Raw genomic sequence first — 19,873 nt, 5'->3', positions numbered from 1 at the left:
AAAAAAAAGGCGAGCACTATTCACCAAGAACAATGCTCGCCAAAAAATAGAGTGTGTTAACTTATATCTAACCTATCCTTAATATCCTGGATTCTGCCAGAAACCTGTGGTGCTGTTCACTTCTGTTGTGAAGTTCTGAACGGCATCAATCTCGTTCTGTGGAATTGGACGGTAGAGATAATGCTTGTTACCATCTGCCTTCAAGTTGGCTGATGCCTGAGCATTGTACTTCTCTACATATTCATAAAGTTTACCGGTACGCTTCAAGTCGAACCAACGCATCTGCTCACCGCAGAACTCAACGGCACGTTCCTCAAGGATAGTGTCGATGTTCGCATTGCCACTCAAGGTATTGTCTGTACCTTCGATGGCACGAGCCTGACGAAGCTGGTTGATGGTTGCCATGGCTGCATTACCATCTCCTAAAGCCAACTGGCACTCTGCCTTGATGAGATACATCTCTGGCATACGCATCACGATGGCATCACGGCTAGAGATGTCGTTGGTTGGGTAATTCTCATCATACTCGTTATCCAGGAACTTCTTGATACCTGGGAATGAGCACCATCCAGCAATCTTGTATGAATTGAAACGTTCGTCACCATAAACCCTAGAGCTCTTGACTGCTGCCTCTGTTGGCTTGGCTGTAGCCTCATCCATAGAGGTATAAACAGGGATGTCGCCACCAGCCATAAACTGGATGCGGTATCTGTTCTTAGCCCAAGCCTGCATAGCCTGACCCTCTGGGGAATCTCCATCCATAGGACAGTAGTAGATGGCTGTATCCTGCAACAACGGATAATTCTTTGCATTCTTTGCCAAATCTGGAGATGCGATGTCGTAGTGATCGAGCAGGGTTGCCTCAGAACGCTGGTCGGTAGCCTTATGCTTCTCCAACAGGTTCCACAAGTGCAAAGATGGCAAGTAGCGGGTAAAGCCACGTCCGTATGGTGAGTAAGCTGCACCGCACTCTACGTTCTTGCCGGTTGACTTACTCTTGATAGTAGTCTTGCCCTTGGCAATACGCCAGAACACCTGTGAGTCTTTCTGACCATTACCACCTAGGTCGGTGGCACCATTGTTCCACATTGATACGAACATCAACAGCATAGCACTACCGCCACGGCTATAACCTGTACGGGTAATCAAACTGTTATACTGCATTGGGCTACCGCCTTCCAAACGGTAACGGTAAGGAATACAGTTGGCATTGGTAGCGATGTCCTGAGAATATGTTACACCGAAGAGAGCCTCCTTGTTGGTATTGTAGCTCTCGTTAGACATGGTCCATACATGCTTGTAGTCATTATCCAGGCTGGCGTAATCGCTTGCACCGATAACAGCCTCAGCATCAGCCTGTGCTGCAGTATAGAGGGCATTCTTATCCTTGCCATCATAGTTACCACCCTTTACGGTCTGGTTCAACTGTCCGCCCAACCATGAAGCAGCATAGAGCAACACTCTTGCTCTCAAAGCCTTGGCAGCCCAATAGTTGGCACGGCCATCTGCCTTGGTCTTGTAACCGGCAGCCTCGAAGTTGGCGATAGATGCATCCAGGTCGTCCAGAATCTTGCCATAGACTTCATTCTCCGGCATACGGGTTGGGTTGAAGTTCTGAGCTGTGATAGGCTCTGCATTGTAAGGGATAGCACCCCAGATGTTCACCATGTGGAAATAGTAGAAAGCACGCATGAAGTGTGCCTCACCCAGGTTGCGGTTCTTCTCCTCGTCGCCCAGGAAGGTAGCCTCGTTGATATACTTGAGGGCATTGTTGCAAACATCAGTAGCGCTATAGAACAACTCCCAGTAATGGTCCAGACAAGGGTTGTCGGCTACATTGTTCTCCAAGGCAGCAGCACCAAAGTTGTAAGAGCAAAGGCTCTTCTGCTTATTGTCGTAGCCATAGTAAAAGAGGTCGGTACCCATTTCACTCAAGCCCAAACCAGCCTCCTTACCATACCATCCGCGAGCGAAGGTATAGCAGTTGGCAACCAGTCCTTCCAATCCAGAAGGGGTTTTATATGTCAAGTCGGCAGTTTCGCCCACCTTGTTCTCTTCTTCCAGGAAATCAGAGCAAGAGGTAAGCCCCAACATCATAGAAGAGGCTGCTGCCATGAATAATATCTTTGTTTTCATAATTGATTCGATGATTTTAGAATTCTACATTAAGACCTACTACTACCTGCTTCTGCATTGGGAACGAGATGCTACCACCACGCTCTGGGTCGTAGTTGTCAATCTTGCTCCATGTCATGAAGTTCTTCATTGAGCAGTAGATGCGAGCCTTGCTCATGCCCACGGTGTGCAACCAGTTGGCTGGCACGTTGTAAGAGAGGGTGATATCCTTGATCTTGAAGTAATCTGCCTTCTCGTATGTGAATGCACTCTTGTAGGATGACCAGATTTTGCTGGCATTTGAATCCAAACCTGGGCTAGGGAACTTAGCGCCCGGATTGGTTGGTGTCCAGTAGTCAATGGCATCACCCCAGTTGGCTGACTCATAGTTCAACTGCTCATTCATGGCGTAAGAGATGTAGCCTCCCAAACGTGCCATCAACTGCACAGAGAGCGAGAAGTCCTTGTAGCTGAAGGTGTTGGTCATACCAAATACGTGATTAGGGTCGCGGTTGTAGAGTACACGGTCGTCAGATGTGATATTGCCATCGTTATCTGCATCCAAAATCTTTGGAGAACCTGGTGTACCATAGCCCTTGGTGCTGGCGCAGGCAGGCTTCTTTCCGTCGTGAGCTGCCTTGAAGTCCTCTACATACTGGTCGAACTCACCGATACCCCATTCACCGAGTACCTTGTAATCATAGAATGCGTTTACACGATTGCCTACGAACAGGCCCTTGGTTCCTGATACATACTTATCTACACCACCTGTCAACTCGGTAATCTCATCCTTGAAGTGAGAGTATGACCAGTTGGCTGTCCAGTCGAAGTCCTTGGTACGGATGATGTCTGTCATCAAAGATACCTCAAGACCCTGACCCTTGGTCTTACCGATGTTGTCGATTACGGTTGGGAAAGAAGAAGCTGGTGCTGTCTTGTAGAACAACAGGTCGTAGGTATGGTTCCAATAATAATCCACGCTACCGCTGATGCGACCGTCGAAGAAACCGAAGTCGAGACCCAGGTTGAAGGAAGATGTCTTCTCCCAAGTCAGGTTAGAGTTACCCATCTGACTAGGAATCTTACCAGCCACGTCGTTGTTACCTAAATAATAATAATAGGTAGTACTGCTCAAGGATGCCAATGTAGAATAAGCATCGATGGCTGCATTACCGGAAACACCCCATGAAGCACGGAGCTTCAGGTTGCTCAATACCTTCTGGTCTTTCAGCCAATTTTCTTCGATTAATCTCCAACCTGCTGCCACAGATGGGAAGTAACCCCACTTGTGTCCCTTTGCCAAGGTAGAAGAACCATCGGCACGGAGAGAAGCGGTAAGCAAATACTTGCTGGCGTATGAATAATTCAGACGACCGAAGAATGACAACATGGCTGTCTTCACGTATGTAGAAGTTGTCACAGGTGAGAGGATCTTGGAAAGATCACGGAAACCACTCTCATAGTAGTGGGTAGCACCGGCATCACCGCCTACAGTAGAACTTTCTGTTACGGTCTGTGTCAACTCATGTCCCAGCAAAGCGGTCAAGTCATGCTTCTCTGCGATGGTAGTATTATAGTTAATGGTGTTGTCCCATGTAATCGCAGTAGAGTTATTTCTGATCTGACGGATGTAGCTGGTAGAAGGAGACTGGTATCTCTGCTGACTCTGATAGTCCTGGTACAAGCCATTTCGTGAGTCGCTTCTATCCACGGCAAACATTGAGCGGAGATTCAATCCCTTGATAGGGTTCAACTCCACATAGGCATTACCGAAGAAACGGGTAGATTCGGTATTGTTCTGATATGCCCCCTCCACATCATCGAGCAATGGAGAGCAGTGGGCTGCATACCAAGGGTTTGGAGTTGAGTTGATGCTGCCATCTGTCAAATATGGATGAGTGATGGTGGTCATCTTCAACGCCTGGTTGTAAACACCTGAGTTACGGCGGTTCCAATTCTTATAGGTATAAAGCAAGCTTGAGCCTACCTTTACTACCTTGTTGATACGATGGTCGATGTTCACCTTACCATTGTAACGGCTCATCTGGTCGTTCTTCATCAGACCGCGGTCGTACATCGCACCGAGAGAAACGTTGAAGTTGGTCTTCTCGCTACCACCAGCCACGTTGACTTCGTAGTTCTGAGAAGTGCTGTTCTTCAGGAGCAAGTCGCCCCAGTCGGTGTAAGAACCATCATTATAGATATCCAATGTAGCTGTACCATCATCGAGCTTTTCTGTCAACACAGTCTCAGGAGTAATACCAGAAAGTACGGTATTATAGGCATCCAGAGTCTTGTCGCCCTTTGCCCAATCCTGGTAAGCGCGCTTGTCAATCAGGCGCTGCACCTCCTTGTTGCCATACATAGAATGTGCGGCATTGGTAGCGCTATTGAAAGAGTTGTAGAAATTGAAGCCCACAGATGTTCTGCCAGCCTTACCACGCTTGGTGGTGATGATGATGACACCATTGGCACCACGGGTACCATAGATAGCGGTAGAAGATGCATCCTTCAATACCTCCATAGACTCAATGTCGGATGGGTTGATGTCGAGGGTAGAACCGTATGCCACACCATCCACGAGGATTAATGGATTATTGGAAGCCAACATAGAACGGGCACCACGAAGATTGATGCTCACTCCAGAGCCAGACTCACCACTGCTCTGCTGCAAGTCCATGCCAGGAATCTTTGCCTGCATAGCCTGCATCGCATTAGAAGAAGCCACGTTCTTCAAGTCATCTGACTTGATAGAGGCCACGGAACCCGTGAGGTCGCGTTTCTTAACGACACCATAACCGATGACAACCAACTCATCCAGAGAATTGTTGTCCTCTTCCATTACGACTGAAATAGTGTTCTGACTACCTACCTTCACCGACTTTTCCTTATATCCAATATAAGAAAACTTAATGACGGTAGATGGCTTGACGCCATTGAGCGTAAAATTACCATCCAGATCAGTAACTGATCCAGCACCAGCAGCTCCATCAGGAACTACACTTACACCAATCATAGGTTCACCATTAGAGTCCTTGACGGTACCCTTAATTGTTGCCTGGGCGAAAGCGCCAATGCAAATAGAACCCAACGCAAGTGCCATACTTGCTCTTTTTAGTTGTTGTTGCATAAACATCTCGTTTTAGCTTGGTTATTATTGTTTCTAAGTTGAAATTTGCTTATAGGTTTCTATAAATAATCAGATAAAATATCTTGGTTATTACAGATACTTTTACTTTCTACAATGCAAAAATAAGAAAAATAGTTCAATGTTGTTCCTTTTTCGTATGAGAAAGACACGTAAACGTTTACGGATTACAATAAACAAAAAGCCGAACTTCATTTCTGAAATTCGGCTTTTTGAAGTGGTACCACCAGGAATCGAACCGGGGACACAAGGATTTTCAGTCCTTTGCTCTACCAACTGAGCTATGGCACCATACTCTTTACAGATGATTTCTCATTTGCGGGTGCAAAGGTAGTAATAAAAATCGGTTCCACCAAATTTTTCGGTGAAAAAGTTTTCAAAAAAGATAAAAAAGTGCTTTTTTATTTGGTTTTATGCAATTTTTGGTGTACCTTTGCATCGTCTTTATGACCATAGGTGCCAAAACATCGGGATTTAGCGCAGTTGGTAGCGCACGTCGTTCGGGACGATGAGGTCGCTGGTTCGAGTCCAGTAATCCCGACTATTCACCAAAAAGCGGGACTTATGAACATAAAAGACCTATTTTACCTCTCCAAGAATGACCGACAAGCCGTCTTCGCCTTGCTAGCCATTCTCATCGTATGCCTTTCTCTTGTGGTCGTCATCGGAGGTTCTGATGACGGAAAAGATGCGTCAGCATCCAGAGACATCAACGAGCAACCGCTCACTCTACGTGATTCCTCCCAACAGGCTCTCATCCAACAAGCCACCTCCCAGCATCCTCTGTATTATCAGGAAGAAGGAAAGGTGCACGAACTCTTTCCCTTTGACCCGAACACTGCCGATTCCACCACCTTCAAGCGACTGGGTTTGAAGAGTTGGCAAATCAGAAGCATCTACCGATACCGAGAGAAAGGAGGAGCCTTCTCCCGTCCGTCCGACTTTGCCCGCGTTTATGGCATCACCAAGAGAACCTTCGAAGCCCTGCTCCCCTTCATCCGAATAGCAGACGATTTCAAGCAAGCCTCCGAGTTTTACGGAAATGAAAGATATGAGCGCAGGGGAAGAAGACATACACCTTATTATAATAGGGGGTATGATGAAAGGGAGTCCAAGGTATACAGTTATCCCCACAAGTTAAAGGAGGGCGAACACATCGCCATCAACAATGCCGACACCACGGAACTGATGAAGATTCCGGGCATCGGCAGCTACTATGCCCGCACCATCGTCAGATATAGAGACAAACTTGGAGGCTTCGCTTCTGCCGAGCAACTGGAAGAAATCGACGGTTTCCCGGAAGCTGCCATCAGCTTCATTCAGATTGATGCCGAACACATCCACCGGCTCAACATCAATAAGCTTACCCTCAACCAGCTTCGCAATCACCCCTACATCAACTTCTATCAGGCTAAGGAAATCTGCGATTACCGAAGACAAAGAGGTCCTATCAAAAGTCTGGAAGAGCTGAAACTCCTCAAGGATTTCCCACCTGATGAAATAGAAAGGCTCCAACCTTATGTCTGCTTCTAAAATCTTCTAGATTACTCCAAACTGATGGAGGAAGATAAGGAGGATGCAGATAGGACTGACGAAACGGATCATAAAGAGGAAGACAGGGAATAACCTGCCACTCACCGTACCCCAGTTGGTAAACTCATCACGCACAATCTTCTTCGGAACATACCAGCCCAGGAAGAGACAGGTGACGATGGATCCCAGCGGCATCAGCAGCTGCGCCGTGAAGTTATCACAATTGGTAAGGAAATCCTTGCCGAAGAAGCCCAATCCCGGAACTGCTCCCTGGGAAAGGGAACAGAACACGGCTATGATGCTGCAGGTGACGGTCTCTATCCACGCACCCTTGGAACGGGTCATCTTGCGTTCCTCATAAATCATCGCCGTACCAATCTCGTGCATGGAAATGGTAGAAGTGAGCGCCGCCAATACCAACAGAGCATAGAACAATACCGAGATGATGTAACCTGCCACAGGCATATCACCAAACGCCTGCTGGAACACATTCGGCAAGGTGATGAAGATAAGCGACGGACCGCTATCCGGCTGCACGCCCACCGAGAAAGCAGCTGGGAAAATCATCAAGCCTGCCAATACTGCAATCACGGTATCTATCACCACAATCTGACTGGCAGATTTCAGAAGATTGGTCTGACGACTGAAGTAAGATGCGTATGTACACAGACAGGCTGTTCCCAAACTCAGGGAGAAGAATGCCTGTCCCAAAGCTTCGAGCAGCACGTTCTCATCCACCTTAGAGAAATCAGGATGGAAGAGGAACTGTACACCCTTCATCGCTCCCGGCAAAGAGCAGGAGGCAATGACGATGACGATGAGCAGGATGAAAAGCAGCGGCATCAGAATCTTGGATGCCTTCTCGATTCCATTGCGGACACCTCTTACCACCACCGCATGGGTAAGCAGGATGAAGCCCACCGCCCATAAGGTAGGACGAATAGGATCGGAGGAGAAGGTCTGGAAGTAGGTCTTCACATACTCCGGGTCGCCATGAACGCCACCCATGATGCTGGCATACAGATATTGCAGACACCAGCCTGCCACCACGGCGTAGAAACCCAGGATAATCATAGAGGTGATGACACCCACCAGTCCCACGGTTCCCCAAGCCTTATGCTTACCCAGGTTGCTATAAGCTCGTGCCGCATTGGAAGCCGAATGACGACCAATGATAAACTCGCTCATCATGCCAGGCAAACCCAGCAGGATGATACACACCAGGTAGATGAGGATGAAGGCGGCACCTCCATTCTGACCTGCCATATAAGGAAAGCGCCATACATTTCCCAAACCTACTGCAGAACCAGCCGTGGCGAGAATGACGCCCAATTTACTTCCGAAATTTCCTCTACTCTCCATTGTTTCTTATGATTTTTATGCTTCTGCCCTTACAGGGCGCATGACTAACTACTCTGACACCTTATATTAAAGGCACCTATCCGAAGACTCCAAACTGGTGCAGGAATACCAGGAAGATGAGGACAGGGCAAACAAACTTGATCAGGAAGAGATAGACATGGAATACCTGTCCCTTCAAGGTTCCCCAGTTAGTAAACTCATCCTTCACCACCTTCTTCGGAACATACCAGCCCAGGAACAAACAGGTGAGAAGACCTCCCGTAGGAAGGAACAACTGTCCCGTTACGAAGTCGAACCAATCGAACAGAGCCTTGCCGCCGAACGACAATTTATCCGTAGCTCCCAAAGAGAGTGAACAGAATGCACCGATGATGGCACAAGATACCGTAACAATCATGGCACCCTTCTTTCTGTCAATCTTCAACTCCTCATAGAAGAAAGAAGTATTCACCTCGTGGAGCGACATCAGCGATGTCAACGCAGCCACAGAAAGAAGCACGTAGAACATCAGCGAGATAATCCATCCCAATACCGGCATCGATGCAAACGCCTCGTTGAAGACATTCGGCAAGGTGATGAAGATAAGCGACGGACCACTATCCGGAGAGATACCCACCGAGAAAGCTGCAGGGAAAATCATCAAGCCAGCCAATACCGCCACCATCAAGTCAATGGCAGAAATCTGAATCGCCGATTTCAGAAGATTGGTCTGTCGGCTGAAATAAGATGCATACGTACAGATACAACCCATACCGATGCTCATGGAATAGAACGACTGTCCCAAAGCATTGAGGAATACATTCCTATCCACCTTTCCGAAATCAGGTTTCAGCAGGAACTCGATACCCTTTCCCGCATCCGGCAACAGACAGGAAGACACCACGATAATGAGAAGCAGGATGAACAGAAGCGGCATCATCACCTTGGATGCCTTCTCGATTCCTCCGCGTACACCATGGATAATCACGAAGTGACAAATCAGGAAGATTGCCACCGTCCACGTCACCGGACGGATAGGATCGACAGAAAACTCCTTGAAGTAATTTGCCACGAAGGTTGGGTCGCCATGCAGTTCGCCCATGATGCTGGCATATACATACTGCAGGCACCAGCCCGAAACCACCGCATAGTAACCGGTAATCAGGAAGCCCGTAAGCACCTCCAGGTAGCCCACCCACTTCCAAGCCGTTCCATTGGCGAGCTTGGTATAGGCACGTGCCGTATTGGAAGCACCATGACGACCGATGATAAACTCCGAAACCATACAAGGGATGCCCAACAGGAGTACGCATCCGATGTAAACCAAGATAAAGGCTGCGCCACCTTCCTGACCAGCCATATAAGGGAAGCGCCATACGTTACCCAAACCTACGGCGCCACCTGCAGTAGCAAGGATCATTCCTATCTTGCTACCAAAACTTCCTCTATTTGATTCTGCCATTTTCTATTTCTTTCTTACTAATTTCATTAACTTTTCGTATAACAGCCTGCAAAATTATAAAATATTTCTGAAATAATAGAAATATTTGAAAGCAAAAGTATAAAATTAGTAATATTTATGCATTTTAGCATGCTTTTTTGGATAAAAAAGGCAGTTTATTCACTTTTTCTATCGATATTCCTCAGGCAAGGTATCACGCCACTGCGAGAAAGGATTGCCCAAAAGATGAGAATTATAGAAACGCTTGTCGCCCGTTACCTCCATACCGATGAAGTCGGGTTTCTCATAGGCTTCGCTCTCGCTCTCCAGTTCCACCTCAGCCATTACCAGCCCCTCATTGTCACCATAAAACTCATCCACCTCGAAGGTATGATTGCCACTTTTCACCAGATAGCGGCGCTTATCGATAACATCACCCTGGCAAAGCTGCAGCAGATGCTGCGCCTCGTCCATCGTAATCTCCTTCTCAAACTCATAGCGTGTCATTCCGCCATTCACCGACTTGCCCTTAATGGTAAGGTAAGCCTTCTCGTCTCGTGTGCGAACGCGCACCGTAGCCCCCTCGGCAGGAATATAGCCCTGCTGGATATGGCTAGAAGAAAAGGCGGCGCTCTTGTAAGCGTCGCCCTTCTTGACGAGGAATTTTCTTTCTATTTCTAATCCACTCATTTCTTATTTCCTAATTTATGCGATAGAAGCTGCATAGATGGCAAAGAGAATGCCCAGGGCTATCAATACGCCAAATATCCACTTCACTACTGTCTCACCTTTTGCGGCTTGCTTCTTCTGATAAGCCTCATGCTTGGCTTTTCTTAAATCTTTATTTCCACTCATAGTTGTATTATTTTTTAGGTTGCTAATTGTTTATTCCTCATTTTCCGATGGGAACTCCATGAGATAAGCCTTGATGAAACCGTCTATCTTGCCATCCATCACGCCATCCACATCCGATGTCTGATAGTTGGTACGATGATCTTTCACGCGGCGGTCGTCGAAGACGTAACTTCTTATCTGGCTTCCCCACTCTATCTTCTTCTTGCCAGCCTCAATCTTAGCCTTGGCTTCCAGGCGCTTCTTCATGGCGCGGTCGTAGAGTTGACTCTTCAAAAGCAACAATGCCTTGGCACGGTTCTTTGGCTGGTCGCGGGTCTCGGTGTTCTCGATGAGGATTTCCTCTTCCTCACCCGTATCAGGATCTGTGTACCAATAGCGGAGGCGCACTCCCGACTCCACCTTGTTCACATTCTGACCACCGGCACCACTCGAACGGAAAGTATCCCACGAGAGTTTGGCTGGATCAACATACACCTCGATGGTTTCATCCACCAATGGGGTGACGAAGACACTGGCAAAACTGGTCATTCGCTTGCCCTGGGCATTGAAAGGCGATACACGCACCAGACGGTGAACGCCATTCTCGCTCTTCAGATAGCCATAGGCGTACTCGCCGCCCTCGATGGTCATGGTCACGCTCTTGATGCCAGCCTCATCGCCTTCCTGCAGGTCGGTGATGGTTACCTTGTAGCCATGAGCCTCAGCCCAGCGCATGTACATACGCATCAGCATCTGTGCCCAGTCCTGGCTCTCGGTGCCACCGGCACCCGAGTTAATCTTCAGCACGCAGTCCATCGGGTCTTCCTTTTGGCGCAGCATGTTCTTCAGTTCCAGGTCCTCTATGGCCTTGATGGCCTTGGCATAGTCGGCATCCACCTCCTCCTCGGTCACCATCTCGTCTTTATAGAAATCGAAGGCAAGCTTCAGCTCGTCGGCATAAAGACGCACGGTCTTGTAGCCATCGAGCCATTTCTGTATGCCCTTCACCTTCTTCATCTGCTCCTGTGCATACTTCGGGTCTTCCCAGAAGTCAGGAGCCTGGGTGCGGAGCTGCTCCTCTTCAAATTCTACTTTCTTCTGGTCTATATTCAGATAGCGATGCAGAGCATCGGCTCTGTCCATCACATCCTTCAATTGGTCAGCTGTAATCATTAACTTTGAACTATAAACTTTTAACTTTAAACTTTAAACTTTATGATTACTCCTCATACATCTTGTCAATCTCCGCCTTGTAGTTCTTGTTGATGATAGGGCGGCGAATCTTCAAGGTGTTGGTCAGCTCGCCCGACTCCATAGAGAAGTGGTGAGCCAGGAGGGTGATGCGCTTAATCTGCTCATAATAAGCCAGGTGCTGCTGGAGAATCTGAATACGATCCATCAGCATCTTCTGCACCTTCTCGTTGGCACACAGGTCCTCACGGCAGGTGAAGGCGATGTGATGCTCACGCGCCCAATCCTCTACGAGGCGGAACTCAGGAACAACGAGGGCTGATACGAACTTGCGCTGGTCAGCGATGACGGCAACCTGGTCGATGAACTTATCTACCAGGAGCAACGACTCTACCTGCTGCGGAGCGATATACTTACCATTCGATGTCTTGAACAGGTCCTTGATACGCTCAGTCAGGTAAAGCTCGCCATCCTTCATGTAGCCGGCATCTCCCGTATGGAAGAATCCATCCTTATCGAAAGCCTTGGCATTGGTGGTATCACGATGGTAATATCCCGGAGTGATGGTAGGACCCTTGAGAAGAATCTCGTTATCCTCACCTATCTTAATCTGAATGCTGGAGATAGGACGACCTACAGAACCCAGACTGTGCTTCTTGTCGAGATGATCACAAGATACGGTGGCGAGACTCTCGGTCAGACCGTAGCCCACAACCATATTGATACCCACGGCGTGTACAAACTCCTCTACCTCAGGACTTACATAAGCACCTGCTGTAGGGAAGATATTAGGATTATCCAATCCCAACTGCTTGCGCACGATGCTCAGGATAGTCTTGTTGACAATCTTATATTCCAGCTCCAGAGCCAGAGGAGGACGCTTACCGTTGGCGATATAATCAATGTTACGCTTCTTTCCCACAGCCAAGGCATGATAGAAAAGTTTCTTCTGGATAGGACCTGCATCGTCCATCTTAGCCTTCACGGCGATATACACCTTCTCCCAGAAACGTGGCACACTACACATACAGGTAGGATGCATCTCTCGCATACTATCCTGAATCTCCTGCGGATAGGTATTGATGATGAGCTGGGCACCCTCGCTCAAGCAGAGATAGGCCCATCCACGCTCAAAGATATGGGTGAATGGAAGGAAATCAATGACACGATCCTTTTCGGTAACAGGAACGCACTCATTGTTTGCCTTCAATGCAGCTGCATACTGACTGTATTTCAGCATCACACCCTTGCTATCTCCAGTTGTTCCACTGGTATAGAGGATATTAGCCAAATCATCCATACTTGCCTGCTTGTAGAGTTCCTCTACCTCCGTCTGGCGAGGAAGATTCTCACCCAGCTTCAGGAAGTCCTTGAAATAGAGGGCTGCAGGGTCATGCGTACTGATGCGCACGCTGGAATCGAAGATGATGATACGCTCCAGGGATGGACAGAGGGCAAAGATACGATGAGCCTTGTCATACTGCTCCTGTTCGCCTACAAAGAGGAAGCGAATCTGCGCATCGTTGATCATATATTGAATCTGCTGCTCGCTGCTGTTGGCATAGAAAGGTACAGAGGTAACTCTGATACCATACGCACCGAAGTCGGTGTACAGGTAATGCACACAGTTCTGCGAGAAGACAGCGATTTTGTCGAGTGGTTTAGCCCCAAGATTGAGAAGGGCATTGCTCACTTGTTTCACTCTCAACGAGAAAAGGTTAAACGAAACCGATTGCCACTGGTCACTACCAAACTTTCTGAAAGTAAGCGCAGGCTTCTCTCCCCACTTCTTAGCGAGGTCGTGAACCAGGACTGAAAGATGACTATTAATCTGCATAAGCTAATATTTATAAATATGTGTGCAAAGATAATAGAATTTGTTAAGAACACAAAATAAAAAGATATTTTTTCCACATAATCTGCTCTTTTTTTCGTAACTTTGCCCCGAAATCAAATAATAGAGAGATTATGATGCTACAAGAAGAATATGTTAGCGATGCCGTGGAACTGCTGAAAAAGCTCATCGCCACCCCATCGGTAAGCAGAAACGAAAAGGATGCTGCCGACATCATGGAGCAGACCATCCGCAGTTATGGCTTTGAGCCTCAGCGTGAGGCAAACAACATCTGGATTATCGACCCTCATTACGATGAGAGCCGACCTACCCTGCTGCTCAACGCCCACATCGATACCGTGAAGCCAGTGGCTTCGTGGACACGCGACCCGTTTTCACCGGATGTTGAAGATGGCGTACTTTACGGCTTGGGCAGCAACGATTGCGGCGGCGGCCTCTGTTCTCTTCTCCAGATATTCAGAATGCTGACAGAGAAGCCTCAGCAGTATAATCTTATCTATCTGGCATCCGCCGAAGAAGAGGTGTCGGGTAAGGATGGCATCACCCGTGCCCTGCCTTTGCTCCCGCATATCGACCTTGCCATCGTGGGCGAACCTACCGGTATGAACCCTGCCGTAGCAGAAAAGGGATTGATGGTGCTGGATGTGATAGCTCACGGCAAGAGTGGACATGCGGCAAGAAACGAAGGAGTAAACGCTATCTACGAGGCATTGGATGATATGCGATGGATTCGTGACTACAAGTTCGAAAAAGTGAGCGAGTTCCTGGGCCCTACCAAGATGACGCTCACCGTGGTGAATGCCGGCACCCAGCACAATGTGATTCCGGATAAGTGTACGATGCTCGTGGATATCCGCACCAACGAATTCTACGACAACGAGGAGGTTTACAAGTTTATCTGCCAGCACCTGAAGAGCGAGGTAAAGGCACACAGCTTCCGTCTGAAATCATCACGCATCGACCCGGCGCATCCTCTTATTAAGAAATGTGTAGCCATGGGCATGAAGCCATTCGGCAGTCCTACCCTCAGCGATCAGGCATTAATGCACTTCCCATCCTTCAAGTTAGGACCGGGCGAATCATCCCGCTCCCACTCTGCCAACGAGTTTATCCGCATCAGCGAAATCCGCGATGCCATTACAAAATACGAAACCCTCTTAGATGGTGCTGCCATCTAAGAGGGTTTTCCTTATCTACCTAAATTGTTCATTCTAGCATTTATCTTCCCAACCAAGCCTCTGGGTTGAGCTTGGCAGTCTCCTTGCGAAGCTGGAACTGGAGGATGTTGTCGGAACCCACGGCACCTAAAGCCTGGCGGGTACTTACCTTCTGTCCCTTATGAACGCTTACCGATTTCAGGTTGCAATATACTGAGATGTAGGCACCATGACGAACCAATACGTTCCACATGCCACCATAGCCGAATACGGCACTCACCTCACCATCGTAGATGCTGCGAGCTACACAACCCGGCTTGCCCTGAATGTTGATACCCTTGTTATCAAGCCTAACACCCGTCAAGCCCTGCACGTTATACTGACCGAAATGGCTCACGATGCGATAACCTCCACTGATAGGCATCGGCAGACGACCACGGTTTGCCTCGAAACCACCATTCAGCATACGGTCTACCGAACTCAAGGTAGCCGCCTCCTGCGCCTCCTTCTTGGCAGCAGCAATCTCACGAGCCTGACGCTCCTCATCCGCCTTCGCCTTCAGCTCGGCAGCCCTGCGGTCAGCTTCCGCCTTCTTAGCCGCCTGCTCGGCAGCAGCTTCACGAGCCGCCTGTTCTGCGGCAGCACGCTGTGCCGCCTCGGCTGCAGCACGCGCCTTAGCCTGCGCCTTGGCTTTCGCCTTCGCCTCCGCCTGGGCAGCAGCTTCTTCCTGTGCCTTTCTTGCAGCCTCGGCAGCAGCACGAGCTTCCTCGGCAGCCTTTCTTCTTGCCGCCTCGGCAGCAGCCTCACGGGCTTTCGCCTCAGCTATTCTGCGGGCATTCTCTCTTGCGGCAGCCTCGGCAGCAGCCTTCTTGCGGGCCAATTCCTCGGCACGCTTCTTGGCTGCAGCGGCAGCAGCAGCCTTGCGCTTAGCTTCGGCAGCAGCACGGGCACGAGCCTTTGCCACTTCCTGCTGAATCAGACGGTCAATCTGTGCATTGATGGCCGCATCCTTCTGACGCTGGTCGGCGATGACAGCCTGAATGGTCTTCTGCTGCTTCTGCAGTCCCTGCACCATCTCCTTCTGCTGCGTCTGCTTGCCTTCCAAAGCCGTCTTCTCCTGCTTGCCCTTATATAATAAGGTGTTCTTATGACCCTTTACGTTCTCCAACTGGTGATGCTTCTCGTTCACCTGCTTCTGCTTTGCCTGGATGGCCTGTCCCTGCACCTTCTGATAGGAAGAATACTGGCGGATGAACGAAAGGCGGCGATACATCTGAGTCAGGTTCTTGGCGCTGAAGATAAACATCAGCTTATCCTGCACCGTATGGTGCCTGCTCATATAGCGCATAGAGCGGATATACTTGTTCTTTCTGTCCTGCAACTGCTGCTGAAGGGTCTTCAACTGCGCCTGCAGAATACCTATGTTTCCGTCGATATGGTGGATGTCTTTCTGGATTCCATCAATCTTCTTCTGGCTCTGGTCTATTTCGCCGTTCAGAGCCATCAGGTCTTCCAGTCGCTTCTTCACGTCGGCCTGATTCTTGCGCAACGCCTGCTCCTGTTCCCTGATTCGCTTCTGGATACTGGCACGCTGTCCCTGCAATCCCCTGATGTTGGCATTGCTGTAGGTGGCAGCTCTGCGTTCTGCCTTCGTTGGAGCCTTGGTAGAAACCTGCACATGCTGCTTGCCCCTTCGGGCAGGTGCCTTGGCAGCCGGCTTTTTTCTGTTGTGCTGTTTGTTTGAGGCAACGGCAGTCTTCTTCGCAGGTTTCTTCTGCACATGATGCTGTGCAAAAGGCGCCAGCGAGAACGTCATTGCCAATATGAATAATATGATTCGCTTCATGATGAATAGGAATGATTTCTATGTTTATTTCCAGCAATCATGCGATTACATGCTCATGAGTTTGCCAAGTACATCTTTAGGTGATACCTGCTTGTACTTACCCGACACCTCGGTCTGCGCATCCCACTTGTCGTCGGTCTTCACGCTCTTCATCTCGATGTTGAGCTTTACCTCCTGAGGCTTGTTGTTCAGGATGGTGGTAAGCGTCATGCGCTGGGTGGCAGGAAACATCTTCACGCCCACACTCTTGAAGTCGCTATACTTCAGGTTGAGTCGCGAATCGCCGTTGCCTTTATCCTTGTAGGTAACGTTGGCTTCAGCGATTCTTCCGCTGTTTCTATTCGCCTTCCACTGGTAGTTCATGTTGCCATATCTGATGGAAACAGGCACATTTTCGGCGGTTTCATCGAGATTTGCCGAGAATTTCTTCAGGTCGGAATCTGATACCTTCTTCACACCTGGCACGAGCAACTGGTTCCAGAAGAGTGCCTGGAGCGAATAGAAGTTGATGCCCTGCTTCTTGAGGAAATCCACCTGCGTATAGTCTGCCTTGATGTATTCCTTGTGCATGCGGTCTACGATGAGCACATAGTTTGGGGTGAACTCCAGTCTGCCCACCTCGGAACCCAGTATTGGGATAAAGAGCTGGATGCGGATTACCTCGTCCTTGCGCATGCTCAGCTTGCCCGGCACGGTGATGTCCTTGCCTGCCGCCTGCAGATTAAACGTCATATTGCCCACGATGTTCTTGGCATACACCTGGTTGTCGGCAACCTTCTGCACGAAAGCCAGGTTCTTCATCGAAGCCACCTCTGCTGCATCCGCAGCCTTGGTCTCGGTCTTCCTGTTCTGGGCATTCACCTTGCCCGTTCCTTCCATCTTCTTGGTAGAGCCGCAAGAAGCCATCAGCAGAAGAGCCACGGCAGCCACTGCCATCTTCAAATTGTTCATCACTTTCATTTTCTTCTTATCCTTTCTTATTTCTTTCTACCTCTTTTTGTTTTTCTGCCCGTAGCCTTGCCGGTGGTTTTCTGCTTCTTCACCTCGGCTACAGCCGGATTCATCCTTTTCTGGAATTCTTCTTCAGAGATATATTGTTTGTTCTTTATTTTCCAATCAAGCGTAGTCGACGGGTTATCGTCGGTATGGGCTTTCTTCCAAAAATCCACGGCTTCATCGGTGATTCCGTTCATGGCGTAAATATCGCCGGCATGTTCAAGAACCGTACTGTTGTTCTCGGTGGAATCGCGGTTTTTCAGCGCTGCATCGATATAAGTCTTGGCATCTGCATAGCGTTCCTGCATAAACAGAATCCAGGCATAGGTGTCAAGATATGTGCCGTTGTTCGGCTCAGCCTTGATGGTCTTGTAGCTCATCGATTCTGCCTTGTGCAGATCCTTGCCCTGCTCGCTCAGATAGTAGGCGTAGTTGTTCAGCGCCATCACGTTGTCGTCCTTCCATTGCAGACAGGAATCGTAGGCTGCCATCGACTCCTCTGTTCTTCCTTTCTTATACAGGATGTCGCCCATTACGGCATAGAGATCGGAAACCAAGTCCTTGTTCGACTGTTCGTTGAGCTGCGCCACTCCCAACCGGAACTCGTTGAGTGCGTGGTCTTCGTCGTTCTTCTGATAATACGCCATTCCTCCGAAATAGTAGAAAACCATTTCCTCGGGATTATACTGATGGGCTGAATGCGACTGGGTAATGACTTCGCCATACTTGCGCTGGTTCCAGAGACTCTGGATAAGCTGCAGGCGGGCGTTCACGTTGTCCGGTGCTATGTCGAGCACCTTCTGGAATGCCGCATTCACCGTATCGGCAGGCATCTGCTTCAAACTCATATAGGCAGCCCTCAACTCGGCTACCTCTGATGATGGTTCCGGCTGGTTGAGCACCTTGTTGAAGAGGGCGAGCACCTTGGTAGAGTCGCCTCCCTCACTCTCGTTGGTCTGGATATAGGAACGGAACATCATAATCCTGGTTTCGGTATCCGTCTTCCTGCTCATCAATATCTTGTCGAGCATCTGGTGCGCCTGATCCTCCTGCTTGGTGGCATTATAGTAGTCGTAGAGCGACATCTGGGCGTAGGCATTGTCCGGTTCTTCCTTCAGGGCATCGGTAAAATACTTGAATGCCTCTTTCTGCCGGTTGTGCTGCATCAGCCAGTTGCCGAGCATCGTCTTATACACCATGTCCAGGGGATGCTGTTCCGACAGCGTCTTCAGTTCGTTGTAAGCCGCCTTCGGGTCGTTCATCATCTCGTAGATGCGCATCTTGGTCAGGGTAAGCTGTTCGCTCTCGCCTTCCTCCGTCTCCAGTCTGCCCACGGTGTTGAGCATCATGCGGTAGTTTTTCTGCTGCTGGTAGAGCTGCGCCAGGATGCGGAGGGCATCGGTGTTGCTGTGGTTCTTGGCATAGAGTGCCTCGTAGGAACCGATGGCCTTGTCGTATTGTCCCATACCTATATAATATTGGGCAAGGCGCTCAGCATAGGTCAGGTTGTCGGGATTCAGGGCGATGGCCTTATTCATACACTCCAGCGCCAGGGAATCCTTCTTCAACTGGGTATAATAGAGCGACTGGTAGAAATATACCTCAGCCGCACGAGGGTCTATCTTCCGGGCATGCTCGAAGAGATCGAAGGCAGCAGTCAGGTTGCCCGCCGCATGCTGTCGTGCCGCCTCGGTAAAGAAGTATTCAAATCGCTTGCGGTCGTTGGGTGAAAGCGAATCCACCCAAACAGTCTGCTGCTTCGCTGGCTGCACCTTTTTCTTACGGGCCAACGAAGGCAAGGCCATCACGCCTGCCAGCGCCACAGCCACCCAGAAGCCCTTATTTCCATAAATTCTCTTCACGATATCTTTCCCTTTCGCTTTTCTCTATTTTTAATGTTCTGTTCTGATGTTATTTCACTCCGGTATGTCCGTATCCACCGGCGCCACGATCGGTCTCATCCAGCTCTTCTACCTCGATGAAATCGCACTGTTCGTGCTTGGCAAGCACCATCTGGGCGATGCGCTCCCCGTCGTTGATGACGAAGTCTTCCTGCGAGAAGTTGATGAGCAGCACCATGATTTCGCCGCGATAGTCGGCATCGATGGTGCCCGGCGTGTTGAGCACGGTGATGCCATGCTTCAGGGCAAGACCGCTGCGTGGACGTATCTGTGCCTCGTAACCCACTGGCAGAGCCATGAAAAGCCCCGTAGGAACCAGTCGGCGCTCCATAGGATGGAGCACGATGGCTTCGTCGATGTTAGCACGCAAGTCCATGCCCGCACTCTGAGGTGTGGCAAACGCAGGGAGAGGCTGATGTCCCTTATTGATAATCTTTACTTTCAGCATAATTCTAGAATTTTCTGCAAAAATACTGCTTTTTAGGCGAATAATCGCATTTTATAAGTGAAAATGA

Annotated in this window: 14 protein-coding genes and 2 tRNA genes; 3 read left to right on the top strand and 13 right to left on the bottom strand. The window is 49.2% G+C overall.

Annotated elements, in window-relative coordinates; all coding sequences use genetic code 11:
* Positions 1–78 precede the first annotated feature (78 nt).
* From KUA49_RS15545 to KUA49_RS15535, 3 genes are all read right to left on the bottom strand, one after another.
* Complete coding sequence (locus tag KUA49_RS15545) at positions 79–2,136, bottom strand: RagB/SusD family nutrient uptake outer membrane protein (RefSeq protein ID WP_218412142.1); 2,058 nt, start codon at positions 2,134–2,136, stop codon at positions 79–81.
* A gap of 16 nt (positions 2,137–2,152) precedes the next feature.
* Positions 2,153–5,245, bottom strand: coding sequence for a SusC/RagA family TonB-linked outer membrane protein (locus KUA49_RS15540; RefSeq protein WP_218412143.1), 3,093 nt, complete (start codon positions 5,243–5,245; stop codon positions 2,153–2,155).
* A 236-nt stretch (positions 5,246–5,481) separates the two neighbouring features.
* A tRNA-Phe gene (locus KUA49_RS15535) sits at positions 5,482–5,554 on the bottom strand.
* A gap of 177 nt (positions 5,555–5,731) precedes the next feature.
* Here KUA49_RS15535 and KUA49_RS15530 point away from each other — a divergent pair.
* Together KUA49_RS15530 and KUA49_RS15525 are read left to right on the top strand one after the other, a co-directional pair.
* Positions 5,732–5,804: transfer RNA gene (locus tag KUA49_RS15530), tRNA-Pro, on the top strand.
* A 23-nt stretch (positions 5,805–5,827) separates the two neighbouring features.
* Positions 5,828–6,796, top strand: a complete 969-nt coding sequence (locus KUA49_RS15525; protein WP_218412144.1) for a helix-hairpin-helix domain-containing protein — start codon at positions 5,828–5,830, stop codon at positions 6,794–6,796.
* A gap of 6 nt (positions 6,797–6,802) precedes the next feature.
* Here the strand turns inward: KUA49_RS15525 and KUA49_RS15520 are convergent, their stop codons facing one another.
* The 6 genes from KUA49_RS15520 to KUA49_RS15495 all read right to left on the bottom strand — a co-directional run bounded on the left by KUA49_RS15520 (position 6,803) and on the right by KUA49_RS15495 (position 13,440).
* A complete protein-coding gene (locus tag KUA49_RS15520; protein WP_218412145.1) occupies positions 6,803–8,158 on the bottom strand; it encodes a sodium-dependent transporter in 1,356 nt (451 codons plus the stop codon).
* A 76-nt stretch (positions 8,159–8,234) separates the two neighbouring features.
* A complete protein-coding gene (locus tag KUA49_RS15515; protein WP_218412146.1) occupies positions 8,235–9,599 on the bottom strand; it encodes a sodium-dependent transporter in 1,365 nt (454 codons plus the stop codon).
* A 168-nt stretch (positions 9,600–9,767) separates the two neighbouring features.
* A complete protein-coding gene (locus tag KUA49_RS15510; RefSeq protein WP_218412147.1) occupies positions 9,768–10,268 on the bottom strand; it encodes a CYTH domain-containing protein in 501 nt (166 codons plus the stop codon).
* 15 nt (positions 10,269–10,283) lie between these two features.
* The gene (locus KUA49_RS15505; protein ID WP_218412148.1) at positions 10,284–10,433 is read right to left on the bottom strand and encodes a hypothetical protein; all 150 of its coding nucleotides are present in this window, start codon (positions 10,431–10,433) and stop codon (positions 10,284–10,286) included.
* 30 nt (positions 10,434–10,463) lie between these two features.
* The gene (prfB, locus tag KUA49_RS15500; protein ID WP_218412149.1) at positions 10,464–11,585 is read right to left on the bottom strand and encodes a peptide chain release factor 2; all 1,122 of its coding nucleotides are present in this window, start codon (positions 11,583–11,585) and stop codon (positions 10,464–10,466) included.
* Positions 11,586–11,631: 46 nt separating this feature from the next.
* The gene (locus KUA49_RS15495; RefSeq protein WP_218412150.1) at positions 11,632–13,440 is read right to left on the bottom strand and encodes an AMP-dependent synthetase/ligase; all 1,809 of its coding nucleotides are present in this window, start codon (positions 13,438–13,440) and stop codon (positions 11,632–11,634) included.
* Between the two features lie 131 nt (positions 13,441–13,571).
* On the opposite strand from KUA49_RS15495, the gene KUA49_RS15490 reads away from it, so the two are divergent.
* Positions 13,572–14,636, top strand: coding sequence for a M20 family metallo-hydrolase (locus KUA49_RS15490; RefSeq protein ID WP_218412151.1), 1,065 nt, complete (start codon positions 13,572–13,574; stop codon positions 14,634–14,636).
* A gap of 40 nt (positions 14,637–14,676) precedes the next feature.
* Here KUA49_RS15490 and KUA49_RS15485 read toward each other — a convergent pair whose 3' ends face one another.
* From KUA49_RS15485 to dut, 4 genes are read right to left on the bottom strand one after another with little or no spacing between them, the layout of a single operon-like run.
* Positions 14,677–16,461 carry a murein hydrolase activator EnvC family protein gene (locus KUA49_RS15485; protein WP_218412152.1) on the bottom strand — a complete coding sequence of 595 codons (1,785 nt, stop codon included), beginning with the start codon at positions 16,459–16,461 and terminating at the stop codon, positions 14,677–14,679.
* 45 nt (positions 16,462–16,506) lie between these two features.
* Positions 16,507–17,421 (bottom strand): DUF4292 domain-containing protein, encoded by a 915-nt coding sequence (locus KUA49_RS15480; protein ID WP_256624786.1) that lies wholly within the window; start codon positions 17,419–17,421, stop codon positions 16,507–16,509.
* Between the two features lie 17 nt (positions 17,422–17,438).
* Positions 17,439–19,319, bottom strand: a complete 1,881-nt coding sequence (locus KUA49_RS15475; RefSeq protein WP_318331636.1) for a tetratricopeptide repeat protein — start codon at positions 19,317–19,319, stop codon at positions 17,439–17,441.
* A 49-nt stretch (positions 19,320–19,368) separates the two neighbouring features.
* On the bottom strand, positions 19,369–19,806 hold the full coding sequence (dut, locus tag KUA49_RS15470; protein ID WP_218412153.1) for a dUTP diphosphatase: 438 nt from the start codon (positions 19,804–19,806) through the stop codon (positions 19,369–19,371).
* Positions 19,807–19,873: the final 67 nt, after the last annotated feature.

Origin of the sequence: Segatella copri, assembly GCF_019249655.2 — a bacterium.
In the GTDB taxonomy this organism is placed as follows: Bacteria; Bacteroidota; Bacteroidia; order Bacteroidales; family Bacteroidaceae; genus Prevotella.
The sequence above is the reverse complement of the archived record's forward strand: the minus strand, read 5'-3'. Positions and strand labels throughout refer to the sequence as shown.

What these genes read in the sequence shown, in the direction of transcription:
- KUA49_RS15545 (WP_218412142.1), bottom strand. Translation starts at nt 2,136, where the DNA reads ATGAAAACAAAGATATTATTCATGGCAGCAGCCTCTTCTATGATGTTG.
- KUA49_RS15540 (WP_218412143.1), bottom strand. Translation starts at nt 5,245, where the DNA reads ATGCAACAACAACTAAAAAGAGCAAGTATGGCACTTGCGTTGGGTTCT.
- KUA49_RS15525 (WP_218412144.1), top strand. Translation starts at nt 5,828, where the DNA reads ATGAACATAAAAGACCTATTTTACCTCTCCAAGAATGACCGACAAGCC.
- KUA49_RS15520 (WP_218412145.1), bottom strand. Translation starts at nt 8,158, where the DNA reads ATGGAGAGTAGAGGAAATTTCGGAAGTAAATTGGGCGTCATTCTCGCC.
- KUA49_RS15515 (WP_218412146.1), bottom strand. Translation starts at nt 9,599, where the DNA reads ATGGCAGAATCAAATAGAGGAAGTTTTGGTAGCAAGATAGGAATGATC.
- KUA49_RS15510 (WP_218412147.1), bottom strand. Translation starts at nt 10,268, where the DNA reads ATGAGTGGATTAGAAATAGAAAGAAAATTCCTCGTCAAGAAGGGCGAC.
- KUA49_RS15505 (WP_218412148.1), bottom strand. Translation starts at nt 10,433, where the DNA reads ATGAGTGGAAATAAAGATTTAAGAAAAGCCAAGCATGAGGCTTATCAG.
- prfB (WP_218412149.1), bottom strand. Translation starts at nt 11,585, where the DNA reads ATGATTACAGCTGACCAATTGAAGGATGTGATGGACAGAGCCGATGCT.
- KUA49_RS15495 (WP_218412150.1), bottom strand. Translation starts at nt 13,440, where the DNA reads ATGCAGATTAATAGTCATCTTTCAGTCCTGGTTCACGACCTCGCTAAG.
- KUA49_RS15490 (WP_218412151.1), top strand. Translation starts at nt 13,572, where the DNA reads ATGATGCTACAAGAAGAATATGTTAGCGATGCCGTGGAACTGCTGAAA.
- KUA49_RS15485 (WP_218412152.1), bottom strand. Translation starts at nt 16,461, where the DNA reads ATGAAGCGAATCATATTATTCATATTGGCAATGACGTTCTCGCTGGCG.
- KUA49_RS15480 (WP_256624786.1), bottom strand. Translation starts at nt 17,421, where the DNA reads ATGAAAGTGATGAACAATTTGAAGATGGCAGTGGCTGCCGTGGCTCTT.
- dut (WP_218412153.1), bottom strand. Translation starts at nt 19,806, where the DNA reads ATGCTGAAAGTAAAGATTATCAATAAGGGACATCAGCCTCTCCCTGCG.